The organism is Methylobacterium sp. C25 (assembly GCF_021352225.1).
Classification (GTDB): domain Bacteria; phylum Pseudomonadota; class Alphaproteobacteria; order Rhizobiales; family Beijerinckiaceae; genus Methylobacterium.
On record NZ_JAAUVI010000011.1, the window covers coordinates 22,422 to 44,201 of the forward strand.

Here is a 21,780-nt window from a genome sequence, read left to right on the forward strand (position 1 = left end):
CCGGCAAGCGAGCCAGAGCCGACGCGCCGAATGCGCGTGTCGGACCCTGGAACGCTCGGCCTCGATCGCAGTGCGGCGTTCTACGCGTCGCCCAACCGCTGCGGCGCGGTTCCGCCGAGATGGAAAACGCGGTGCGGCACCAATTCGCCGCGCTCGACATTGCCCACCGCCACCAGCACGCCACCGCAGGTCGCGAACGCCTTCCCCTCCACCGGTGCGTCGCGCCCGCGCAGGATCACCGGCTGGCCGCGCATCAGGCGCAGCGCCATGTCGCGCGAGATCGCCACCGAGGGAATCTGGTCGAGCGCCGTCTCGACGGGTTGAAGATGGGCGGCGACGCCCTCCGCGCCGGCCTCTTCGAGCGACGGGATGCTGCAAGAGGCCTCTTCGACGAAGGGGCCAACGCGAGTGCGGCGCAGGGCCGCGATATGACCGTGGCAGCCGAGCATGCGGCCGAGGTCGCGCGCGATGGCCCGGACATAGGTGCCCTTGCCGCATTCGGCCGCGATCACCGTGCGCTCGCCGTCATGCTCGATCACCGAGAGATGGTCGATCTGCACCTCGCGCGCGACAAGCTCCACCACCTCGCCGTCGCGGGCGAGGTCGTAGGCGCGTTCGCCCTGGATCTTGATCGCCGAATAGCGCGGCGGGACCTGCTGGATCGTGCCGACGAAGGATGGCAGCGCCGCCTCGACCTGCTCACGGGTCGGCCGCATGTCGCTCGTCGCGACGGGTCGGCCCTCCGCGTCGTCCGTATCGGTCTCGACGCCCCATTGCACCGTGAAGCGGTAGGCCTTGCGGCCGTCCATCACGAAGGGGACGGTCTTGGTCGCCTCGCCGAGCGCGATCGGCAGGATGCCGGAGGCCAGCGGATCGAGGGTACCGGCATGGCCGGCCTTTTTGGCGTTGAAGACCCGCTTCACCACGGCGACGGCGTGGGTCGAGGTCATGCCGATGCCCTTGTCGAGGATCACCCAGCCGCTGACGTCCTTCTTCTTCGGCCGATCGGGCCGCGGGGCTCCGCGCTGCGGACGGCGGCCGTCACGGCGTCCTTCGCCAGGGCCTCGCTCCGCGCCGCGCGCTTCGGCCGCGCTGGGCATGCGGGGGGGCGCCGATTGCCCGAGGGTTTCGTCCTGCATGATGTCCTCGATCGATGACGAAGCGACGTCCCCGGCGCCCGCTGCCTTTTGGCTGCGAGATGCTTCGGGGCGTCGCAAGAGTGGCGATGACGGCGCGTCTCCGAGCAGATCAGCTCGGGATCAATGCCCGGATTCGGTTTCGGGTTCGTCCGGATCAGACCCGGTGAGATCCCGCTGGACCTTCTCGCTGCGCAGGAGCGAATCGATCCGTGAGGCCTCGTCGAATGTTTCGTCGCGGCGGAAGCGCAGGTCCGGCGCGAATTTGAGGTTCACGCGGCGCGCAACCTCCTGGCGCAGGATCTTCTTGTTGCGCTCCAGCGCCTGGATCACCGGCGTCTCGTCCTGGCCGCCGAGAGGCATGACGTAGGCGGTCGCGATCTTGAGGTCCGGCGACATCCGCACTTCGGGGATCGTGATGACGTGCGAGGCGAGCACCGGGTCCTGGACGTCGCCGCGTTGAAGCACCTCGGCGAGCGCGTGGCGCACGAGTTCCGCGACGCGCTGCTGTCGCTGAGAGGGGCCGGACTGATTGGGTCTCTGGGGCATCTGTCTCGGTTGATGTGGCTGCCGCCCCACAACGCCAAAACGGCGCAGCCCGGAAGCCTGTCGGCTTCGGACCAACGCTGCGATGGCGAGCGGAGTGTAGCCGCAGAAGCGCTCTTCGCGGCTCCCGAGCCTTCAGGCCCGGGCGCGGTTCGAGCCGAGTTGCGGCTGAATCGGCGCCTTGTAGCGCAGATATTCGTTGCGGATAAGAGCCTTCTCCGCGCGTTTCGCGGTGGCTGGCGTGCGCGCGGGATGATCGTGAATGTGCGCCGCGTACATCCGGTCGATCCACCCGGCATTCTTGAAGATTCGCTTCGAGCGCAGCAGCGTGAAGGGCGCGACCTTGCGCAACGTCTGCGCCGCGTTGAACTCGGCGATTGCCAGTAGCTCTCCATTCCAGGGATTCGCGCCGTCCATCGCGACGTCGTCGAGATAGACCGGCGTAATCGGAAGGTACTGCGCGGGGCGGCCCGTCAGGATCGGCAGGGTCTGCTTGGCGGAAGAGTAGTAGTCGACATCGACGGATACGAAGCCGATCGGGGCGTCGTCGGTGACGGCGGCGAGGAAGTCGGGGATCGTCTGGTCGACGGGTCCGATGACGAGACGGCAGCGCGACGGCAAGGCCTGGCGCAGCGCCTCGAAATCCATCGGGAAATCGCCCTCCTGGAAGTATTCCGGCAGGTCGCGGTAATCGACGGCCGGCGGCATTCCGGTGCCCGTATCGAAACCCACCACCTCGATCGCGACGCCGGTCTCCTCCTCCGTGCGTGCGGCGAGCTCGCAGAGATTCATCAGTCCCGCGCCGCTGGCCACGCCGAATTCGAGGACGACGATCTTGGAGAGGCCGAGCTTCTTCGCCTGATCTGCGGCGTAAAGAACCGGGAAGGCGTATTGCTGACGCACCATCAGGTCGAACTCGACCTTAGCGCGATAGGAGCCGAGCAAAGCCACGCAGAGCGACAGCACATTCAGGTGCAGCGGCTCGCTGAGGCGCTCACGGAAGATCTTGCGATACTTCCCGTCGCTGAAGGCGCGGCCGAGGACGTAGGCGTTCAGCATTGTAGAGGCATCCCACGAGGCCAAACGGAGCACGATCTGGTCGGTCGCTCGTCAGCTTACACGCAGAAGTAGCCTCGAAGACTTGGTAAAGACAATGTAAAGGGGCCGCTGCATCCGCAGCGGCCCCTCATTTTCTCGATCTGTGGTTAAGACGCGGCGCTCGATATCAGAGCGTCCTGCGGATCTCTTCGACCCGATAACACTCGATCTGATCGCCGGCGCGCATGTCCTGGAAGTTCTCGAAAGACATACCGCACTCGTAGCCGGAGCCGACCTCCTTGGCGTCGTCCTTGAGGCGCTTCAGCTGCGAGAGCTTGCCGTCGTAGATCACGACGCTGTCGCGGATCAGGCGAATATGGGCGCCGCGCTGGACCATGCCGTCCGTGACGCGGCAACCGGCGATCTTGCCGACCTTCGACACGTCGAAGATCTGCAGGATCTGAGCCTCGCCGAGCTTCTCCTCGCGGAGGGTCGGCGGCAGCATGCCCGACAGCGTGTCTTTGATGTCGTCCACGAGGTCGTAGATGATGCTGTAGTAGCGGATCTCGGCCTGCGAGCGCTCGGCGGCCTCGCGGGCCTCCTTGTGGGCGCGAACGTTGAAGCCGATGACCACGGCCTTCGAGGCGTCGGCCAGGGTAATGTCGGACTCGGTGATGCCGCCGACGCCTGCATGCAGGATGCGAGCAGAGACCTCGTCGTTGCCGATCTTACCGAGCGCGCCGACAATTGCCTCGACCGAGCCCTGCACGTCGCCCTTGATGACGACCGGCAGCTCCCGGCGGCCGATGCCTTCCTTGGCCTCGCGCATCATGTCGACGAGCGAGCGGTTGGCACCGCCGGTGCGGGCCGTCATGCGGTCGCGCTTGATCCTGGCGCGGTACTCCGCGACCTCGCGGGCGCGGGCCTCGTTCGGAACCACGACGACGCGCTCGCCGGCATCCGGCGTGCCGTTGAAGCCAAGCACCTCGACGGGGACCGACGGCCCCGCATACGGGATGTGGGCACCCTTGTCGTCGATGAGAGCGCGCACGCGACCCCATTCGGCACCGGCCACGACGATGTCGCCGGTGAACAACGTGCCGCGCTGCACGAGCACGGTGGCGACCGGGCCGCGGCCACGGTCGAGCTGAGCCTCGATCACGGTGCCTTCGCCGTCGCGCTGCTCGTTGGCGCGCAGGTTCATGATCTCGGCCTGGAGCTGCAGGCCCTCGAGAAGTTCGGGAAGGCCGTCGCCGGTCTTGGCCGAGACCTCGAATTCCAGCGTCTCGCCGCCCATCGACTCGACCTGGATGTCGTGCTGCAGCAGCTCGGTGCGGACCCGTTGCGGGTTCGCATCCGCCTTGTCGATCTTGTTGATCGCGATGATCAGCGGGACGCCTGCCGCCTTGGCATGCGCGATCGCCTCGACCGTCTGGGGCATGACGCCGTCATCGGCCGCCACCACGAGCACGACGATGTCCGTCACCTTGGCGCCGCGGGCGCGCATGGAGGTGAAGGCCGCGTGGCCCGGGGTGTCGATGAAGGTCAGGAGGTCGCCCGAGGGCGCCGCGACCTGGTAGGCACCGATATGCTGGGTGATGCCACCGGCCTCGCCCTCCACGACGTTCGCCTTGCGGATCGCGTCGAGCAGCGAGGTCTTGCCGTGGTCAACGTGGCCCATGATGGTCACGACCGGCGGACGCGGCTCCAGATCCTCCTCGAGATCCGGCTCCTCCGAGCTGAGACCTTCCTCGACGTCGGATTCGGCGACGCGCTTGACGGTGTGGCCCATCTCCTCGGCGATGAGCTGCGCGGAATCCGAGTCGATCACGTCGGTGATCTTGTGGATCTCGCCCTGCTTCATCAGCAGACGGATCACGTCCACGGCCCGCTCCGACATGCGGTTGGCGAGTTCCTGGATGGTGATCGTCTCGGGGATGATCACCTCGCGGGCAATCTTCTCCTTCGGCTCATCGTGCCGATGGCCGCTCATGCGCTGCTGGCGACGGCGGAACGAGGCGACGGAACGGGTGCGCTCCTCCTCGCCCGAGGTCGCGTTGGCGATGGTCAGGCGGCCGCGGTTGCGGTCGCCACCCGGCGACTTCGGAGTCTTGGGCGGCGTGATGATCTTGAGCGGCATGCCGGGACGGCGGATTACCCGCTTGGTCTCGGGCTCCTCCTCGGCGGCCGTGGCTCCCGAACGGGCCGGACGGGTCACGGTGACGCCGTCGGTCTGGCGCGCCGTCGTCGGCGTGGCCGAGCGCTCGGGCTCGGGCGCCGGTGCCGGGCGGGCCATGAAATTGAGGTCGCGCGGCTTGCGCACCTCGGCCGTGATCGTACGGCGCGGCTCGGCGGGAGCTGCAGGGGTCACCGGCGGCCGTGGCGCCACGGGGCGCGCCGTCGCGGCTGCAGCTGCGGCCGGACGCGCCGGCGTAGCGGCGGCTGGGCGCGGAGGCGTGGCGGCGGGCGGTGCGGTGCGAGCCGGGGCCTCCTGCGCAGCCTCAGCCGGAGCCGTGCGGGCCACCTCGTCCTCGGAGCGGCGGCGCAACTCGTCGGAGGCGCGGCGGCGATGCTCGTCGTCCTGCTTGCGGCGGTCTTCCTCTTCGCGACGGCGGGCCTCGGCGGCCTCCCGCTCGCGCTGGCTGGCCTCCTCGCGCTCACGGCGTGCCTGCCTCTCGGCATCGGCCAGCGCGCGCATCTCCTGCTCGCGCTTCTGAGACTCGGCGAGGGCGCGGTCGCGCGCCTCACGCTCGGAATCGCTCAGCGTGCGCAGCACCATGCCGGAGCCAGAGCCCGGCCGGGCAGCCTGAGGCCGTGCGGCGGGCGCGGCAGAAGCCGGGGCGGCCGGACGGGGCGGCGGCGCAGCCGGAGCCTCGCGCGTCGGCGCAGCCGGTGCGGGTGCCGCACCGATCGTGCGGCGCTTGACCGTCTCGACCAGGACCGACTTGGAGCGGCCATGGGAGAAGCTCTGGCGAACCGTGCCCTGCTCGATCGGGCGCTTCAGCGTCAGGGGCTTTGCCGGCGCCCTGTTCTGCGTCTTGTCGCCCGGTGTCTTCGTATCGCTCATTCAGTCCCAACCCTGGGGGTTTGCATCGTCCCGTCGACCGGCAGTCCCGCGTCAACGGGCCGGTCCATCGTCTCATCGTCGTGCGGATCGGAGGCGGGTGCGCCGGCCTGAGCCGGGTGTGCCTCCGCGAACACCGTCGCCGCGCCCTCAAAAGCACGGAGCCGACGCCAACGCGCGAGACAACCGGTCGTGCCAGCCCCCGCGACGAGCGCAGCGTGTATCACATGATCCCGACCCAAGGCCATGTCCAATTCGTCTTCGGACAGGTCGTCGATGATCGGGACTACATAGGTGGAGTCGCCCTGACGTCGACGCAAGGCTTGGCCGATCTTGCGTCGGCCGTCCGCAGCTCCGTCCGAGGCATGGATCACGGCGGCTACGCCGGTGCGGCCGCCAATCTCGGCCTCGACCTTGCCGAAGCCCATGACCACACAGCCGGATTTGTTCGCCATGGCAATGGCCTGACGCAGGTCCGTGCGCAATCCCTCGGCGATCCGATCGGCCGTGTCGGGTGCGGCGTCGGCCCGCTCGTTCTTGAATGCACGCCGAAACAGCCGCCGCTTCAGGGCGGTCTCGACGGCCTCGCGCGTGCCGCTGACCCAGGCGCCGCGGCCGGGGAGCCGGGCGCGCAGGTCAGGAACGACTTGGCCGTCGGGCGACAGAACGAAGCGGATCATCTTGCGTGGGGGCTTGGCCTCACGCGTGACGATGCAGGTGCGCTCGGCACCTTGCCGCCCCCGGTTGGGACCGGGGTCGAGCTCGACGTCCACTTCGCTGTCGATCGCCTCGACCATCTTGGTTCGGCATCCCTCCTCAGGCGGCCGGCTGCGGCTCGGCGGCTTGCTCGGCCTCCTCGCCTTCGACCGCCTCGGCTTCCGGCTCCGGCAGCGCCTCGATCCAGCCTGCCTTAAGGCGGGCGGCCATGATCAGGGCCTCGGCCTCGGTGCGGGACAGCTCGAACCCGTCGAGGAAGCCGGCATGGCGAACGGCCTCGGGGCCACGGCCCTCGGTGTAACCGACGAGGTCGTCGGTGGCGCAGCCAGCGAGATCCTCGACGTTCTTCACCTCGTTCTCGCCGAGCGCCACCATCATCGGCGTGGTGATGCCCTCGATCTCGCGAAGCTCGTCCTCGACGCCGAGCTCGACGCGGCGCGCATCGTGCTCCGCCTCGATGCGGGCGAGGTAATCCTGGGCGCGGGCCTGGATCTCGTTGCCGGTTTCCTCGTCGAGGCCCTGGATGTTGGCGAGCTCGGACGGCTCGACATAGGCGACTTCCTCGACGTTGCGGAAGCCTTCCGCCGCGAGCAGCTGGCCGACGGTCTCGTCGACGTCGAGTGCCTCCATGAAGACCTGCGTGCGCTCGGCGAATTCCTTCTGACGGCGCTCGGATTCCTCGGCCTCGGTCATGATGTCGATGTCCCAGCCGGTGAGCTGGGAGGCGAGGCGCACGTTCTGGCCGCGGCGGCCGATGGCCAGCGAGAGCTGGTCGTCCGGCACCACAACCTCGATGCGGTCGGCCTCCTCGTCGAGCACCACCTTCACGACCTCGGCCGGCTGCAGTGCGTTGACGATGAAGGTGGCCTGATCGACCGACCACGGGATGATGTCGATCTTCTCGCCCTGGAGCTCGCCGACGACGGCCTGCACGCGGGAGCCGCGCATACCGACGCAGGCGCCGACCGGATCGATGGAGCCGTCGTTGGAGATCACCGCGATCTTGGCGCGCGAGCCCGGATCGCGGGCCACCGCCTTCACCTCGACGATGCCGTCGTAGATCTCCGGCACTTCCTGGCCGAAGAGCTTGGCCATGAATTGCGGATGCGAGCGCGACAGGAAGATCTGCGGCCCGCGAACTTCCGAGCGCACGTCGAACAGGTAGGAGCGGATGCGGTCCCCCGGCCGGAACGTCTCGCGAGGAATCATCTCGTCGCGGCGCACGATGCCCTCGCCACGGCCGAGATCGACGATGACGTTGCCGTACTCGACCCGCTTGACGGTGCCGTTGAGGATCTCGCCGATGCGGTCCTTGTACTCCTCGTACTGGCGGGCGCGCTCGGCGTCGCGCACCTTCTGCACGATGACCTGCTTGGCCGACTGGGCGGCGACGCGGCCGAAATCGAAGGGCGGCAGGGTGTCGGAGATGACGTCGCCGACCTGGGCGGCCGGGTTGTAGCGCTTGGCCTGGTCGACGGTCAGCTCACGGGCGTCGTTCTCGACCTCCTCCACCACGAGCAGGTGGCGCGACAGACGCAGAGCGCCGGTCTTGGAATCGATTTCGGCATGAACGTCGGTCTCGGCTCCGTAACGGGAGCGCGCGGCCTTGGCGATCGCCTCCTCCATCGCCTCGATGACGATGACGCGGTCGATCACCTTCTCGCGGGCGACGGCCTCGGCGATTTGAAGGAGTTCAAGCCGGTTGGCGCTGACGACGGACATGGTGGCGGTCCTTCTCTCGGTCGGTCACGTGTTCGCCGCGCTCGCGCGGCGTCATCAAAGGGTCAGTGGAGGCTGTCGCGGTTCTTGAGCCGGACGGCCTTGGTGATCGCGGGTTTGGCGCCGTCGGGCTTCGGCTTGGGAGCCTTGACGGGCTTGGTCTTCTTCTGGCGCACGGGCTTGTGCGGTACCTTGCGGACCGGCTCCTCAGTCTCGCCGTCGTGATCATCATCCTCGTCGTCCAGGGGCGGCGCGCCGTCGCGCCGCAGGGATTCACGGATCAACTCGTCCGTGAGGATGAGATGCGCCTCGGCGAGATCGCGCAGCGGCAGGGCGATCTCGCTCGGCAGGCCGGCCTTCACGTCGGGCAGATGGATCGGCACGGTGGCGCCGTCGGCGCTCGGGACGCCGATGATCCCGCGAAAACGCTTGCGGCCGTCGAGCGGTACGGCGAGCTCGACCTTCGCCTCGTAGCCGGCCCAGCGCTCGAAATCCGAGACGCGCACCAGCGGCCTGTCGATGCCCGGCGAGGAGAGCTCGAGGTAGTAGGCGCCGCCCACCGGGTCGTCGAGGTCGAGGAGCGGCGAGATCGCACGGCTCACCGTCTCGCAATCATCGACGCTCATGGTGCCGTCGGGCCGTTCGGCCATGATCTGCACGGTGCAGCCATTCGTGGGGGTGACCTTCACCCGCACGAGACGGAAGCCCAGCCCCTCGATCGAGGCCTCGATCACACGTGCCACCTTCGCGGCGACGCCGTGCTCGACCACCAACCGCTTCTCGGAAGCGTCCGCCATGCCCTGCCCGATAGACCTGAACTCGTGAAGAGGGTTCGATCCCGGTCGTGCGTCAGGCGGGTGCGTTACGGAATAAAAAAAGAGCGGGTCCTTTGGGACCCACTCCCGTACCGCAGCCTGACACTGCAACCAGAATGTTGGTGCTGACGTAGCGCCAGACGCGTCGAATATCAAGGCATCTCGGTGACGACGATCGGTGCCCGGACGCTCAACGTCGCGGCCGTCCTGTTGGCTGGCTCGTCATGCGTGATCGTCTATTCGCACGTCCAGTTAATCCAAGGCGCCGTTGCTCAAAATATATTCAAAATACAGCCGATTGTGCAGATGCTTTAATCCGACTTACGGTGTGTGTCTGCGCACATATCGCCGTATAGTCTGTCATATAAAAGTAATACTCAAATAAAAAGTCGGAGCGCCAACCGATTTTAATCCAGATTTCACGAGGAGAAATTCATGAGAGTGCAATTGACCGCCATTTGTGCTGCGGTGATACTGGTGAGTGTGTCTGCCCCATCAGCGATGGCTTTCGGCTTCAACGACTACTTCTCGCAGCCCTCGGCACGGAAGGCGGACAAGCGGTCCTATCTCGGGGTTCACGACGGACCCCACTACGAGCGCTGTCGCAGGAGTTCGGCAGCGGAAGGCAATGCCAATCAGCAGACGAGGCCGGTCAAACAATACGGCCAGACCTCCGGCGGCCCGCTCTGCTGAGACGCGCCGCATGTCAGATCATGAGATGGACGAGAGGCCCTGGACCCCCACTCAGGCCCAGTGCCGCGAAATCCGGGCGGTCGCAGCAGGCAAGGCCGCGCCGCGAAACTTCAACGCTGCACGCGTGCGCGAGGAACTCTGCCGCCGGGGTATGCTCCGCCGTGAAGGCTCCGACCCGAACCGTCACATGCTGACGGAGCGCGGCCGTCTGGCGGCCGATATTCTGGTGGTGCCGGACGACTAGCAGGTGTTGCACGGCCAAGCGTAGCCTTGCGGGCCGTCGCGACCTACCATGCCCTTCGACCGGCGGTGCATCTTTGGCTCTGCCGGCATTGGCTGAAGGGTCGACGTCACCACACGATGGTTTCGCGAAATCCCCGCGACGCACCCGACCACCCTGCTCCGACCGATGGGACGGACGGCTCGCGTTCGCCTGGACAACCCGATCCGCGCGAAGCGGCACGCGAGGCCGCAAGCGCGGCCCGCGTGCTCGTCCGCCAACTCGGGCTGCTCGCGGCTGCCGGATTGCGCGGAGCTGGCCGGAGCGGCCTCGGTGCGGCACGTGCAGCCACGCCGTTTTTCGCACGCGTCACACACCGCATCCGGCCGCCGGCCGGTGAGACTGCCCCTGTTCGAGCGGTGCAGCCTCCGGATCAGCCGCCAACGCCTGGCGGCTGGCTCCCCCGGCTTCGTCGGCGGCCGATCCTTGCGATCGGCCTTGCCGCGGCCGCGCTGCCGGGACTCTTCCTCGCCTTCACGGTGCTTCAGGCCTTCGCGACGCTGCCGCCGCTCGGCGGCGTGGTGCCCGAGGGTGGTCAGCGGGCGATCACGGTCGAGTCCGATGACGGACGACCCTTTGCCACCCGCGGCGCCTATCGCGGCGAGCGCCTGACCGCTGCCGACATGCCGCCGCATCTCGCCCAGGCGATCACGGCCATCGAGGACCGGCGCTTCTACAGCCACTGGGGCATCGACCTGCGCGGGCTGGCCCGCGCCGTCTACCGTAACGTCACCGGCGGCGGCGTCCGCGAGGGCGGCTCGACCATCACCCAGCAATACGCCCGGCTGACCTCGCTCACCCAGGAGAAGACGCTCCGTCGCAAGATCCAGGAGGCGCTCCTGGCCCTGCGGCTCGAGAGCACGATGACGAAGCAGGAGATCCTGCTCGGCTATCTCAACACCGCCTATTTCGGGGCCGGCGCCTATGGGGTCGACGCGGCGGCGCGGCGCTATTTCGGGCACGGCGCCAAGGCGCTGACGCTCACCGAATCCGCAATGCTGGCCGGGCTCGTGCGCGCGCCTTCGCAGCTTGCCCCGACCCGCAATTTCGGCGGCGCCAAAGAGCGGGCCGACCTCGTGCTCCAGGCCATGGTCGAGACGGGGGCGATCACGCAAGCACAGTCGGACAAGGCTCGTGCCGAGAAGCTCGTGCTGCGCACGCCGCCGGAGACCCCTCCCGGCGCCAACTACTTCATCGACATGGTGGCCGGCGATGCCAAGAAACTCGCGGGCGATGCGGGCGACGTCACCCTGCGCACGACGCTCAACATCGATCTGCAGAGCGCGGCCCAGGCGGCGCTCGCGCGCAAGCTCGACGCAGAGGGCGACAAGAAGAAGGTCGGCCAGGGCGCCCTGATCGCGCTGTCCAAGGACGGCGCGATCCTCGCGATGGTCGGCGGTCGCGATTACGAGGACAGTCAGTTCAACCGGGCGACCCAGGCCAAGCGCCAAGCCGGTTCGTTGTTCAAGCTGTTCGTCTACCTCGCGGCCTACCAGCACGGCTACACGCCCGAAACCGTGCTCGTCGACCGGCCGACTCAGATCGGCGAGTGGGAGCCCCAGAACTCCAACAACCGGTTTCGCGGGGCGCTCCCTCTGCGCTCGGCCTTCGCCTTCTCGGTCAACACGATCGCGGCCCAGCTCGGCGACGAGATCGGCATCCCGAGTGTGATCGAGGCGGCGCGCAAGCTCGGTGTGCAGTCGGATCTGCCGAACGTACCGAGCCTTGCCCTCGGCTCCGCCGATGTGACGCTGATGGAGATGACGCGGGCCTATGCCGGGGTGCTGAGCGGGACACCACCGGTCGAGGCCTACGCGATCCACACCATCAAGGGGTCCGCGCCGAAGCCACTCTACCTCCACGAGGCCAAGCCGCCCGGCCCTGCCCTGTCGCGAGACGTGCAATCGATGCTGCTCGACTCCATGGAATCCGTGGTCGAATCCGGCACCGGCAAGGCGGCCCGCATCCCCGGTACGCCGATCGGCGGCAAGACCGGCACCAGTCAGGACTATCGCGATGCGTGGTTCGTCGGGGTGACGCCAGACATGATCGTCGGCGTCTGGGTCGGCAACGACGACAATGCACCGATGAAGGGGGTGACGGGCGGCGACATCCCGGCCCGCGTGTTCCATGATTTCGTCCAGCGTGCCCAAGGGATCCTGAAGGGCAGGAAGCGCCCTGCCCCATCCGCCGCGAAAGCCGAGCGTGCTCCGGCCGGCGAAATCTCGACGGGGCCGGTTTCGACGGATGTCCGCGGGATCCCGGAGGTGATCGATACCGGCACGCTCGCCATCCGCGGACGCACGGTGAAGCTCCTCGGCGTTGCCGGCGAGCGCGGGGTCCTCGCTCAGCAGCTCGCTCGCTACCTACGCCGACGCGAGGTCGCCTGCGCACCCGAGAGTGCGGGCGCTGCCATGCGCTGCCGCCTCGACGGCGACGACCTCGCCTCGCTGATCCTCACGGCTGGCGGTGCCAGGGCGACGGAGGACGCGCCGCAGGACCTGATGGACGCCGAGGACCAGGCGCGGTCCGAGCGGGCCGGGCTGTGGGGACGCGAGCGTTACTGATCGCCGGGGAGCCCGATCGGTCGTTCAGACCTGAAACTCGGGGTCGACAGGGATCTGCAACGTGGTGACGAGGGCGTTGGTCTCGTTGGCCATCCCGATCACCGCCAGAAGCTCGCCGTGCTGGGCTTCCGTCATGCCTTTGCCCCGCGCTGCAGCGGTATGGGAGTGGATGCAGTAGCTGCAGCCATTGGCGACCGAAACCGCGATGTAGATCAACTCCTTGGTCAGCGGGTCCAGGGCGCCGTCGGCAGCCATGATCTCCTTCAGGCTCGCCCAGGTTCGCTCCAGCACGGCCGGCTGGTTGGCCAGACCGCGCCAGAAATTGTTGATGAAGTCGGAGCGCCGCGTCGCCCGGATGTCGTCGAAGACGGCTTTCACCCGCGGCGCGGCCTCGGCCTCGGCGTCTGTCCAGAGCCTCACCGTCGTCACGTCGGCTCTCCCCGATCACGCATGGCGTTCAGACGCCCTCGACGATGCGGATCTCGCGCTCGGCGCCGTCTGCCAGCGCCGCCAGGGCTTTCTGATAGGCCGGGCTGTCATGTGCGGCGCGGGCCTGCTCGACGCTGTCGAACTCGATGAGCACCGTGCGCATCGACAGGCCTGCCTCGTAGACCTGCGCCGGCACGCCGCGCGCCAGGATTCGGCCGCCAGCGGCCGCGATTGCCGGACCGCTGAGCTGGGCATAGGCGGCGAGCGCATCGGGGTTGCTGATCGCTCGGTAGGTGGCGACCCAATAAGCTTTGGCCATCTTGGATATCTCCTCGGGAAACTTCCGGCGCGTCGGACCGGCTTGCTCCGTCCTGCGCGGCTTCTAGCCGGAACGGAGCGGCCGAGTTGAGACACGCGGCTCGGATAAAAGCGACGAATACACTGCTACGCGATCGTCTTGGGCGTCTCGCACCTCAGTCGAGCCGTCCGGGAATGGATCGAGGCTACCGGAATGGTGGCTCATCGAAACTCCTGAGCTTTCTCGAGTGGAGCCCGTGCCGGTCGGCGCGCAGCGCATCGAGGGTCGCGAGCCCGATGAGCAGGTGCTCGTTCACGGCGCGCTCGTAGAAGGCGTTGGCCGCGCCGGGCAGCTTGATCTCCCCGTGCAGCGGCTTGTCCGAGACGCAGAGCAGCGTGCCGTAGGGGACGCGCAGCCGGTAGCCTTGAGCCGCGATGGTGCCGCTCTCCATGTCGACGGCGATGCAGCGGCCGAGATTGATCCGGCGACGCTCCTGGGTGAAGCGCAGCTCCCAGTTGCGGTCGTCGTAGGTGACGACGGTGCCGGTGCGCAGGCGCCGCTTCAGAGCCTCATCGCGCTCGCCGGTGACGGCGGCGGCGGCATTCTGGAGGGCGATCTGTACCTCGGCCAAAGCCGGCACCGGCACCTCCGGCGGAACGAGGTCGTCGAGGATACGATCGAGGCGCAGGTAGCCATGCGCGAGCACGTAGTCGCCGATGGTTTGCGACTGGCGCAGGCCGCCGCAATGGCCGACCATCAGCCAGCAATGCGGGCGCAAGACCGCGAGATGGTCGGTGATGGTCTTCGCGTTGGAGGGGCCGACGCCGATATTGACCAGCGTCGTGCCCTGCGGGCTGCCATCCTCGCCTCGGGCGACGAGGTGATAGGCCGGCATCTGGAAACGGTGCCAGGGCGAGGCGGCGAGCAGCGCTTCTGCGTTGGCCGAGGCGGCCTCCGCCCGGCTCACGCTGACGCCTCCCGGCAGAACGAGGCGTTCGAACGGGCTGTCCGACGTCCGCAGGCGATCGAGCCCGTGCTGCACGAAGCGGTCGACGTAGCGATGGTAGTTGGTCAGGAGGATCCAGGGCTGGATCTCGCGCCAGTCCGAACCCGTATAGTGAACAAGGCGGCGCAGCGAATAATCGGTCCGCACCCCGTCGAACAGGGCGAGCGGGCGCGGTTCGTCCGGGTGCTCCTGCCAGAGCCCGTCGGCGATTTCGTCGCCGACCACCGAGAGCAGCGGAGTCGGAAAGAAGGTGGCGAGCTGGCTCGCGGTCACGCCATTGCGGGTGAGGTCGATGCCGGGCTCGACCACGTAGGAGAACGGGATCTCCTGACCGCTCAGGCCGACTTCGAGGGTGGCGCCGTAATCGCGCACGAGGTGGCGCAACTGTTCCAGAAGATAGGGCCGGAAATGGCCCGGATGGGTCAGCGTGGTGCCGTAGGTACCGGGTGCCTGGAACTTCGCCGTCGCCCGGCTGATCCGGGGCATCGGCCCGCTCGGATGGTAGGTGGCGCGCAGCTCCGGGTAGCGGAACTGCAGCCGCTCCATCGGATCGGGCGGCACGCCCTCATCGAGGAAGCGTGTCAGGGCGGAGCGCAGGGCCGAGGTCGCGCCCTCGTAGAGCGCCGCGAGCCGGTCGACGGCGGTCTCCGGATCGGAGACGACTTCCATCGGGCGAAGCTCTTCGCTGTCCATGCCGCCTCTCGCGAGTCCCGTTCCGGGCTGTACACCCAGGGCGCGAGGAACGCGACCGCCTCCCCTTGCCGGAAAAGCTCGCTCGTCGCACATCGATCGCCAAACATTCTGAGGCGAAGCAGATGAGTGACGAGTTCGGGCGGCGCGAGGGCGAGGAGGCCATCGTCCTTCCCGAGACCTTCGATGCCGGTCTCCATTTCATCGGACGCATCCGGACGCCTTGGAGCCGGCGGAGCGAGTGCCCGAAGAACGGCACCCAGACCAATGCCATCTGCACGCTCGAGGTCGATCCGCTCTATGTCCCTGCCCTGCAGAACGTCGATGGGGCGAGCCACCTGATCGTGCTCTATTGGATGCACCGTTCGGTGCGCGACCTGGTCCGCCAGCAGCCCCGCCACGCCGAAGGCTCGCGCGGCACCTTCTCTCTGCGTTCGCCGGCTCGCCCGAATCCGATTGCGGTCTCGGTGGTGGAGCGCCTCGGCATCGACGGAGCCGAGGTCAGCGTGCGCGGGCTCGACTGCCTCGACGGCACGCCGCTCCTCGACATCAAGCCTTACTACGTGTCGACGGACTGCCGGCCTGGGGGATGGGTCGACCGTGCGGGGACCTCGGTCACCAGTCCGCGCTGACCCAGGCGCATCGCCGCACTCGCTTGACGTGGGAAAATTTCACACGCATAGCTCGGCAATGGCGGCAGGGCTTCAAGAGTCGAGAAGGTCGATGCGTGTGGAAACGGCTGGTCGAGTTTGCGAGCGCTTGCCGAGCTGGAGTGCGAGGCGTGTCGGTGCGGCCGGGCTCGTCGCGGCGATCTTCGGTCTCAGCACCGGCTGGGCGGTCGATCGGCTCGCATCCGACAGGCTGCCGAAGCGCCGCACTGGAAACCAGATCCTCAGTCAGGCCGATCTTATCAAGACCGACATCTGGAAGACCTTTGCGGCCAAGGGCACGGTCGTCATGGTTGGCGATTCGCACACGGAATATGCCGACTGGCAAACGATGTTTCCGGGTGTCGCCATCGTCAATCGCGGCATCGGCGGCGATACCACTCAGTCCGTGTTGGCCCGGCTGGACACGATCCTGTCCGTCTCCGCCACGACGGCTTTCGTCACGATCGGAACCAACGACATTCTCCGCGGTGATCCGCTGGATCAAGTCAAAGCGCGTTACCATGCCATCCTCGACCGATTGATCGGCCACGGCACGCGGGTCGTAGTGACCTCGACACCGCTGACGACGTCGCGTCGGACGAACACCAGGATTGCCGAGCTGAACGCCGACATCGCGACCTATTGCGGCCAGCGGCGCTGTGATTTCGTGGATCTGAATGCGGCGATCGGCGGCGACGGAGTTCTCAGCTGGGGCATGACCTTGGATGGGGTCCACCTCAACGGCGCCGGCTACTTGCAGTGGGCCGCCATGCTCGCGCCTCACCTTCGGAACGAGGCGGGCGCGTCGCACTGAAGCCGTATCAGGCCGCCCTCTCCTGGACCCGCGCCGGCGGCTTGATCCGGTACCAGCCGACGTAAAGTGCCGGCAGGAAGAGCAGCGTCAGAAGGGTCGCTGCCAGAATGCCGCCGATCATCGCGTAGGCCATCGGCCCCCAGAACACCTCGCGGGCGATGGGGATCAGGCCGAGACTGGCCGCGGCGGCCGTCAGCAGGATCGGGCGCATGCGGTGGCGCGTCGCCTCGATCACCGCATCCCAGGGCTCGTGGCCCTCGGCCTCCGATTCCTCGATCTGGCTGACCAGGATCAGCGCGTTGCGGATGATGATGCCGATCAGGGCCAGGATGCCGAGGATGGCGACGAAGCCCATCGGCTTGTTGAACAAGAGCAGCGCGGGCACCACGCCGATCAGCCCGAGCGGAGCCACGGAAAACACCAAAAACAGCTTCTGGAAGCTTTGGAGCTGGATCATCAAGAGCGTCGCCATGGCGAGCAGCATCACCGGCACCACGGCGGCGATCGGGCCCTGGCCCTTGCCGGCCTCCTCGACGGCGCCGCCGGTGGCGAGCGTGTAGCCCTCGGGCAGGGCCTTGATGAAGCCGTCGATCCCCGGCTGCAGGGCCGCGACCACGGTGGGCGGCTGAGTGTCGTCCTTGATCGTGGCGCGCACGGTGATGGTCGGCACGCGGTCGCGGCGCCAGACGATGGGCTGCTCGAGGTCGTAGTCGATCTTGGCGAAGGCCAGCACCGGCACGACGGAGCCGTTCGACAGCGCCACCTGCAGGCTCTGCAGGGTTTCGAGCGAGGTGCGCTCGATGGTCTGCGCACGGCCCACCACGTTCACGAGGTAGATCGAGTCGCGCACCTGCGTGATGGCTTGGCCGCCGACCACGCCGTTGAGGATGCCGGCGATGTCCTGGCTGGTCACGCCGAGCTGGCGCGCCTTGTCCTGCAGGATCTCGACGCGCAGCACCTTGCCCGGCTCGTTCCAGTCGAGGGTCGGGTAGGCCAGGCGCTTGTCGGTCGCGACCACGTCGGCGAGCTTGAGGGCGAGACGGCGCACCTCCTGCACGTCCGGGCCGCTCAGCCGGTACTGAATCGGGCGGCCCACCGGCGGTCCGAGGTTCAGCGGCTGCACCAGAACGTCGATGCCGACGAAGTCGCGCCGGCCGATCTGCTGAAGCCGAGCGATCACCTTGTCGCGCACCTCCAGCGATTTCGTGACGATGACGGCCTGCCCGTAGAAGGCGTTGGCAAGCTGCTGGTCGAGGGGCAGGTAGAAGCGCACGGCGCCCTGACCGACATAGGAACTCCAGCGCACGATGTCGGGATCGTTCTTCAGCTCGGCCTCGAACCGATCCATCTGCGCCTTGGTCTCGGCGATGGTGGCGTTCTGCGGCAGCGTCAGGTCGACGAGCACCTCGGTACGGTCGGAGGACGGGAAGAACTGCTGCTGGACGTGGGTCATGCCGAAGACGGCCGCGCCCATCAGCGCGATGCAGATGATCACCGTGATCCAGCGCAGGCGCATCGCCACCTTGAGCACGGCGAGGAAGACGCGCGTGAACAGGCCGCGCTTCTCCTCGTGATGCTTCATCTTTTTCGGAAGCAGCGTGACGCCGAGGAGCGGCGCGAACAAAACCGCGACCACCCATGAGACCGCGAGCGAGGCGGCGATCACCACGAAGAGCGAGTAGGTGTATTCGCCGGCCGACGAGCCGTTGAAGCCGATCGGCAGGAAGCCGGCCACCGTCACGAGCGTGCCGGTGAGCATCGGGAAGGCGGTGGAGGTGTAGGCGAAGGTCGCCGCCTTCTTGAGATTGTCGCCGACTTCGAGCCGCGCGACCATCATCTCGACGGTGATCATGGCGTCGTCGACCAGCAGGCCGAGGGCGATGATGAGCGCGCCGAGAGAGATGCGCTGCAGCGTCACGCCCATCACCTGCATGATTACGAAGACGATGGCGAGGACGAGCGGGATCGACACCGCGACGACGAATCCGGCGCGCAGGCCGAGGCTGACGAAGCTCACGAGCAGCACGATGACCACGGCCTCGACGAGAGCCTGCGTGAAGCCGCCCACCGCCTCCTCGACGATCTTGGGCTGGTCCGAGACGAGATGCACGCCGACGCCGATCGGCAGCTTCGCCTCGATCCTGCGCATGCGCTCCTTCAGGTTCTCGCCGAATTTCAGGAGGTTGGCGTTCGGCCGCATGGCGATGGCGAGCCCGATGGCCGGCTTGCCGTTAACGCGGAACATCGCGGCCGGTGGGTCCTCGTAGCCGCGATGGATCTCGGCGACGTCGGCGAGGCGGAAGAACCGGTCGTTGAAGCGCAGGTTGACGTTCTTGAGCGAGTCTTCCGAGGCGAACTGCCCGCTGACCCGGAGCGAGACCCGCTCCGGCCCGGCCTGGACCACGCCCGAGGCCGCCACTGCATTCTGCGATTGCAGCTGCTTGATCAGCGCCTGGATGTCGATGCCGAAGCCGGCGAGCTTGCGGGTGGAGAAGTCGAGATAGACGGTCTCGCCCTGCGTGCCCATCAGCAGGGTCTTGCCGATGTCGGGCACCTTGAGGATCTCGGTGCGCACGCCCTCGACGTAGTCGCGCAGCTGCCGGTGGGTCAGGCCGTCGGCCGTGAAGGCGTAGACGTTGCCGTAGACGTCGCCGAACTCGTCGTTGAAGGACGGCCCCTGCACGCCTTCCGGGAAGGTGTACTGGATGTCGCCGAGGCGCTTGCGCACCTGGTAGAAGGCGGGCTGGATCTCGTCCTTCTTCGTGGTGTCCTTGAACTGAACGAACACCGTGGCCTGGCCCGGCGTCGTGTAGCTGCGGACGTAGTCCAGCACGCTGATCTGCTGCAGTTCCTTCTCGATCCGGTCGGTGACCTGGTCGAGGGTGTCCTTGATGGTGGCGCCCGGCCATTTCGCCTGCACGACCATGGTCTTGATCGCGAAGGGCGGGTCCTCCTCGCGACCGAGACGCGAATAGGACATCACGCCCGCCAGCATGCAGCCCAGCATCAGGAACCAGACGAGCGAGCGGTGGCGCAACGCCCAGTCGGACAGGTTGAAGGAGCTGTTGGAGCCCTGCTCCGGCGCGTCGGGGGTCTGATCTGTCACGGCGTGACTTCTTCGATGCGGACGGTCTGGCCGTCTTTCAGCGAATGAATACCGGCGACGACGACGCGCTCGCCGTCCTTCACGCCATCGCGCAGGCTGACACGCTCGGCGCCCTTCTTCGCGACGGTGACGTCCCGGCGCTCGACGCGGGTCATGCCATCCTTGTCGACCGGGGGCGCGATCCAGACGGAGGTCTTGCCATCCGCCTCGAGCAGGGCCGTGGCGGGCAGGAGCACGTAAGGATCGACCTTGCGGGTCAGCCCGACCGTGATGGTTGCGCCGAGGCGGAAGGCCGAGGGCGGGTCGATCAGCGCCAGCTTGATGCGGCGCGTCCGGGTGCTCTGGTCGGCGAATGGCGCGACCTCGCGCACGGTGCCGACGGTGGTGATCTCCGGCGCGCTCTGCAGCGAGATGGCGAAACGGCCGTCGCGTGGCATGGTGCCGACGAGATCCTCGGGGATGTCGACCACCGCCTCGCGGACCTCGGGACGAGCCACCGTCACCACCGCCTGCCCGGCGCTGAGCACCTGCCCGACCTCGGCGAGACGCTGCGTGACAACGCCATCGAAATCGGCGTGGAGTTCGGTGTAGCCCATCTGGTCGCGGGCCCGCTGCAGGCTCGACATCGCTTGGGCGAGACGGGCCTGCGTCGTGTCGCGGCTGGCAACCGACGAATCGAGCTGGGCCTGGGTGACGTTGCCGCCCTCCATGAGCTTGCGGGAGCGCGCCTCGGTGGCAGCGGCGTTCTCGGCCTGCGCCTTGGCATCGGCGACGTCGGCTTCGGCGCGGGTCAGGGCGAATCGCGTCACCGTCGGATCGAGGGTGGCGAGGCGCTGGCCCTTCTTCACGGTGTCGCCCACCGTCACGTCGCGCGCCGCGACCCGGCCGCCGATCTGGAAGCCGAGCTGGGACTGGTAACGGGGCTCGACGGTGCCGGCGAAGGGGCCGAACAGGTCGGTCTCGATGCGCTTTGCCACCATCACCAGAACCGGTCGGATCGGCGCCGGCTCGTGGCCCTCCTCGGCGGAAGGCTTGCAGCCGGCGAGCATCAGGCCCACGAGGGAAAGGACGAGGAGCCGCCTCATTTCGCGATGCCCTCCGCCTTGGGATCTGCCAAGGCGACGCTTTGGCCGGGGCGGAGGAACTGAATGCCGGCGGTGACCACGGATTCGCCGGGCTCGACGCCAGAGGCGAGCGCGATGGTGTCGAACGCGTAGCGATCGATGGTGACGACGCGCGGAGCGACGGTGCCCTTCTCGCGGTCGTAGATCCAGACCGCGGGCTTGTCCTCCCAGCGATAGAGGGCCGACCAGGGTAGCACTACGGCCTCGCGCGCCTTGAAGTGGCCTCTGCCGATCACGACCGCGCCGAGCGTCATCGCCGGCGGCGTCTCGGTGAGGCCGATCTTCACCCGCACCGTGCCAGAGGCCTGATCGACCGACGGGGAGATCTCGCGCACCGTTCCGGTCGTAGTCACCCGCGGATCGGCCTGGAGCGCGATGGCCACGCTCTTGCTCGCGGGCGGGTTGGCCGGCAGCGCCTCGTAGACGTTGAAGACGGCATCGCGCGGTCCGTCCTGAGCCAGAACCAGAACGGTCTGACCGGCCTGGACGACCTGCCCGGTCTCGAACGAGCGGCTCAGGACGATGCCGGCCACACCCGCGCGCAGGTCGGTGTAGGAAAACTGCTCCTGAGCGGTGCCGAGCTGGGCCTTGGCCGATTCGACGCTCGCCTGGGTCGTGCGCAGCTGCTGCTCGGCCTGATCGTAGCTCGGACGCGTGGTATAGCCGCCGGCGAGCAGCTGCTCCTGGCGCTTGAACGCGACCTTGGCCTGCGTGAGCAGGGCTTCCGCCGAAACGAGCGCCGCCTTGGCGTTGTCGAGATTGGCTTGCTGTTCCTGCGGATCGAGTGTCGCCAGCACCTGATCCGCCTCGACATGATCGCCGACCTCGACGAGGCGCTTGGCGATCTTGCCATTGGTGCGGAAGGCGACGTTGGTTTGGGCCTGGGCCTGGATGTCGCCGGTGAAAATCAGGTCGGCGGCCACTGACGAGCGCTTCGCCTCGACGGTGCGTACGAGAACGACCGAGGTGTTGTTCGGGTCGTGATCCGCATCGGGCTCGGCCGCCCAACTTGCAGAGGCGGCAAGCATCGCAACCGCCGCGACGGCAGCGCGGTTACTGGAAAGGCGGGTCGAACGGGACGAAGGCAT

At 67.6% G+C, this 21,780-nt stretch carries 18 protein-coding genes; 5 read left to right on the forward strand and 13 right to left on the reverse strand.

What is annotated here, in order from left to right; translation table 11 throughout:
* Positions 1-80: 80 nt before the first annotated feature.
* The 7 genes from truB to rimP all read right to left on the reverse strand — a co-directional run bounded on the left by truB (position 81) and on the right by rimP (position 9,017).
* Positions 81-1,139: a tRNA pseudouridine(55) synthase TruB gene (gene truB, locus HCU64_RS20485; protein WP_442785993.1), complete on the reverse strand. Its 1,059-nt coding sequence runs from the start codon at positions 1,137-1,139 to the stop codon at positions 81-83.
* Between the two features lie 120 nt (positions 1,140-1,259).
* Complete coding sequence (gene rbfA / locus HCU64_RS20490) at positions 1,260-1,685, reverse strand: 30S ribosome-binding factor RbfA (protein ID WP_233386094.1); 426 nt, start codon at positions 1,683-1,685, stop codon at positions 1,260-1,262.
* Positions 1,686-1,817: 132 nt separating this feature from the next.
* Positions 1,818-2,741: a hypothetical protein gene (locus HCU64_RS20495; protein WP_233386095.1), complete on the reverse strand. Its 924-nt coding sequence runs from the start codon at positions 2,739-2,741 to the stop codon at positions 1,818-1,820.
* 166 nt (positions 2,742-2,907) lie between these two features.
* On the reverse strand, positions 2,908-5,787 hold the full coding sequence (gene infB / locus HCU64_RS20500) for a translation initiation factor IF-2 (RefSeq protein WP_233386097.1): 2,880 nt from the start codon (positions 5,785-5,787) through the stop codon (positions 2,908-2,910).
* Complete coding sequence (locus HCU64_RS20505) at positions 5,784-6,581, reverse strand: RNA-binding protein (RefSeq protein ID WP_233386098.1); 798 nt, start codon at positions 6,579-6,581, stop codon at positions 5,784-5,786. Before HCU64_RS20505 ends, infB begins: the two co-directional genes overlap by 4 nt.
* Positions 6,582-6,600: 19 nt before the next feature.
* Positions 6,601-8,223, reverse strand: a complete 1,623-nt coding sequence (gene nusA / locus HCU64_RS20510) for a transcription termination factor NusA (RefSeq protein ID WP_233386099.1) — start codon at positions 8,221-8,223, stop codon at positions 6,601-6,603.
* Positions 8,224-8,285: 62 nt separating this feature from the next.
* Positions 8,286-9,017, reverse strand: a complete 732-nt coding sequence (gene rimP / locus HCU64_RS20515) for a ribosome maturation factor RimP (protein ID WP_233386100.1) — start codon at positions 9,015-9,017, stop codon at positions 8,286-8,288.
* A 495-nt stretch (positions 9,018-9,512) separates the two neighbouring features.
* On the opposite strand from rimP, the gene HCU64_RS20520 reads away from it, so the two are divergent.
* The 3 genes from HCU64_RS20520 (at position 9,513) to HCU64_RS20530 (ending at position 12,575) form a co-directional block, all read left to right on the forward strand.
* Positions 9,513-9,728, forward strand: coding sequence for a hypothetical protein (locus HCU64_RS20520; RefSeq protein ID WP_233386101.1), 216 nt, complete (start codon positions 9,513-9,515; stop codon positions 9,726-9,728).
* A 10-nt stretch (positions 9,729-9,738) separates the two neighbouring features.
* Entirely contained in the window at positions 9,739-9,972 is a 234-nt protein-coding gene (locus tag HCU64_RS20525; protein ID WP_233386102.1) for a hypothetical protein, read from the forward strand.
* Positions 9,973-10,088: 116 nt separating this feature from the next.
* Positions 10,089-12,575 carry a PBP1A family penicillin-binding protein gene (locus tag HCU64_RS20530; RefSeq protein ID WP_233386103.1) on the forward strand — a complete coding sequence of 829 codons (2,487 nt, stop codon included), beginning with the start codon at positions 10,089-10,091 and terminating at the stop codon, positions 12,573-12,575.
* A gap of 24 nt (positions 12,576-12,599) precedes the next feature.
* Here HCU64_RS20530 and HCU64_RS20535 read toward each other — a convergent pair whose 3' ends face one another.
* From HCU64_RS20535 to HCU64_RS20545, 3 genes are all read right to left on the reverse strand, one after another.
* Positions 12,600-13,004, reverse strand: coding sequence for a carboxymuconolactone decarboxylase family protein (locus HCU64_RS20535; protein ID WP_233386104.1), 405 nt, complete (start codon positions 13,002-13,004; stop codon positions 12,600-12,602).
* Positions 13,005-13,032: 28 nt separating this feature from the next.
* Complete coding sequence (locus tag HCU64_RS20540; protein WP_233386105.1) at positions 13,033-13,323, reverse strand: DUF1330 domain-containing protein; 291 nt, start codon at positions 13,321-13,323, stop codon at positions 13,033-13,035.
* A gap of 184 nt (positions 13,324-13,507) precedes the next feature.
* On the reverse strand, positions 13,508-15,001 hold the full coding sequence (locus tag HCU64_RS20545; protein WP_233386107.1) for an AMP nucleosidase: 1,494 nt from the start codon (positions 14,999-15,001) through the stop codon (positions 13,508-13,510).
* 122 nt (positions 15,002-15,123) lie between these two features.
* On the opposite strand from HCU64_RS20545, the gene tsaA reads away from it, so the two are divergent.
* The gene (gene tsaA / locus HCU64_RS20550; RefSeq protein WP_233386108.1) at positions 15,124-15,630 is read left to right on the forward strand and encodes a tRNA (N6-threonylcarbamoyladenosine(37)-N6)-methyltransferase TrmO; all 507 of its coding nucleotides are present in this window, start codon (positions 15,124-15,126) and stop codon (positions 15,628-15,630) included.
* A gap of 58 nt (positions 15,631-15,688) precedes the next feature.
* Positions 15,689-16,462 (forward strand): GDSL-type esterase/lipase family protein, encoded by a 774-nt coding sequence (locus HCU64_RS20555; protein WP_233386109.1) that lies wholly within the window; start codon positions 15,689-15,691, stop codon positions 16,460-16,462.
* Positions 16,463-16,469: 7 nt separating this feature from the next.
* Here HCU64_RS20555 and HCU64_RS20560 read toward each other — a convergent pair whose 3' ends face one another.
* The 3 genes from HCU64_RS20560 to HCU64_RS20570 are packed head-to-tail and all read right to left on the reverse strand — an operon-like array spanning position 16,470 to position 21,780.
* Entirely contained in the window at positions 16,470-19,568 is a 3,099-nt protein-coding gene (locus HCU64_RS20560) for an efflux RND transporter permease subunit (protein WP_325170005.1), read from the reverse strand.
* Positions 19,565-20,653, reverse strand: coding sequence for an efflux RND transporter periplasmic adaptor subunit (locus HCU64_RS20565; protein WP_233386110.1), 1,089 nt, complete (start codon positions 20,651-20,653; stop codon positions 19,565-19,567). The genes HCU64_RS20560 and HCU64_RS20565 overlap by 4 nt, the downstream gene beginning before the upstream one ends.
* Positions 20,650-21,780, reverse strand: coding sequence for an efflux RND transporter periplasmic adaptor subunit (locus tag HCU64_RS20570; protein WP_233386111.1), 1,131 nt, complete (start codon positions 21,778-21,780; stop codon positions 20,650-20,652). The genes HCU64_RS20565 and HCU64_RS20570 overlap by 4 nt, the downstream gene beginning before the upstream one ends.

Excerpts from the sequence above, each read along its gene's own strand:
- truB (WP_442785993.1), bottom strand. The coding sequence starts at position 1,139 with ATGCAGGACGAAACCCTCGGGCAATCGGCGCCCCCCCGCATGCCCAGC.
- rbfA (WP_233386094.1), bottom strand. The coding sequence starts at position 1,685 with ATGCCCCAGAGACCCAATCAGTCCGGCCCCTCTCAGCGACAGCAGCGC.
- HCU64_RS20495 (WP_233386095.1), bottom strand. The coding sequence starts at position 2,741 with ATGCTGAACGCCTACGTCCTCGGCCGCGCCTTCAGCGACGGGAAGTAT.
- infB (WP_233386097.1), bottom strand. The coding sequence starts at position 5,787 with ATGAGCGATACGAAGACACCGGGCGACAAGACGCAGAACAGGGCGCCG.
- HCU64_RS20505 (WP_233386098.1), bottom strand. The coding sequence starts at position 6,581 with ATGGTCGAGGCGATCGACAGCGAAGTGGACGTCGAGCTCGACCCCGGT.
- nusA (WP_233386099.1), bottom strand. The coding sequence starts at position 8,223 with ATGTCCGTCGTCAGCGCCAACCGGCTTGAACTCCTTCAAATCGCCGAG.
- rimP (WP_233386100.1), bottom strand. The coding sequence starts at position 9,017 with ATGGCGGACGCTTCCGAGAAGCGGTTGGTGGTCGAGCACGGCGTCGCC.
- HCU64_RS20525 (WP_233386102.1), top strand. The coding sequence starts at position 9,739 with ATGTCAGATCATGAGATGGACGAGAGGCCCTGGACCCCCACTCAGGCC.
- HCU64_RS20530 (WP_233386103.1), top strand. The coding sequence starts at position 10,089 with ATGGTTTCGCGAAATCCCCGCGACGCACCCGACCACCCTGCTCCGACC.
- HCU64_RS20540 (WP_233386105.1), bottom strand. The coding sequence starts at position 13,323 with ATGGCCAAAGCTTATTGGGTCGCCACCTACCGAGCGATCAGCAACCCC.
- HCU64_RS20545 (WP_233386107.1), bottom strand. The coding sequence starts at position 15,001 with ATGGACAGCGAAGAGCTTCGCCCGATGGAAGTCGTCTCCGATCCGGAG.
- tsaA (WP_233386108.1), top strand. The coding sequence starts at position 15,124 with ATGAGTGACGAGTTCGGGCGGCGCGAGGGCGAGGAGGCCATCGTCCTT.
- HCU64_RS20555 (WP_233386109.1), top strand. The coding sequence starts at position 15,689 with ATGGCGGCAGGGCTTCAAGAGTCGAGAAGGTCGATGCGTGTGGAAACG.
- HCU64_RS20565 (WP_233386110.1), bottom strand. The coding sequence starts at position 20,653 with ATGAGGCGGCTCCTCGTCCTTTCCCTCGTGGGCCTGATGCTCGCCGGC.
- HCU64_RS20570 (WP_233386111.1), bottom strand. The coding sequence starts at position 21,780 with ATGCCTTCGTCCCGTTCGACCCGCCTTTCCAGTAACCGCGCTGCCGTC.